General features: G+C 71.9%; 1 protein-coding gene. It reads left to right on the forward strand.

Translation table 11 applies throughout. The features are described 5' to 3' along the window. On the forward strand, positions 1-215 hold a 215-nt coding region (locus RZA33_RS19395; RefSeq protein WP_317509519.1), incomplete at its 5' end, for a UPF0149 family protein. Positions 216-384: the final 169 nt, after the last annotated feature.

Here is a 384-nt window from a genome sequence, read left to right on the forward strand (position 1 = left end):
GGGCCGCCGGCTTCCTGATCGCGGTGGAGCTGGCACCCGAAGCCTGGGCGCCGTGGTTCGACGACCCGGACACGGCGGCGCTGCTGGCGCCGATTGCGGCACTGGGCGCCGAGGACGGGCCGCTGGCCGAGGCCACGGCCGAAGCGCGCGACACGGCGAGCCGGGCGATTCCTGACGCGATGCTGGCATTGTGGGAAAGACGCCAGCCTCGCTGAGCCCCCCTCAAATCGGCTGTCCTCAACAGCGCAAGTTCGGTCACACTCAAACCATGCTTCACGATCTGCTCGCCGCCGCCGGCCTGGGCCTGTGCATCGCGCTGGCGGTCCACATGGCCCTGCCGCACCGTGCCCGGGCCCGCGTCGACCTGCTGCTGCGACGCATCGG

Origin of the sequence: Halovibrio sp. HP20-59 (assembly GCF_033052795.2) — a bacterium.
Lineage (GTDB): Bacteria > Pseudomonadota > Gammaproteobacteria > Pseudomonadales > Halomonadaceae > Vreelandella.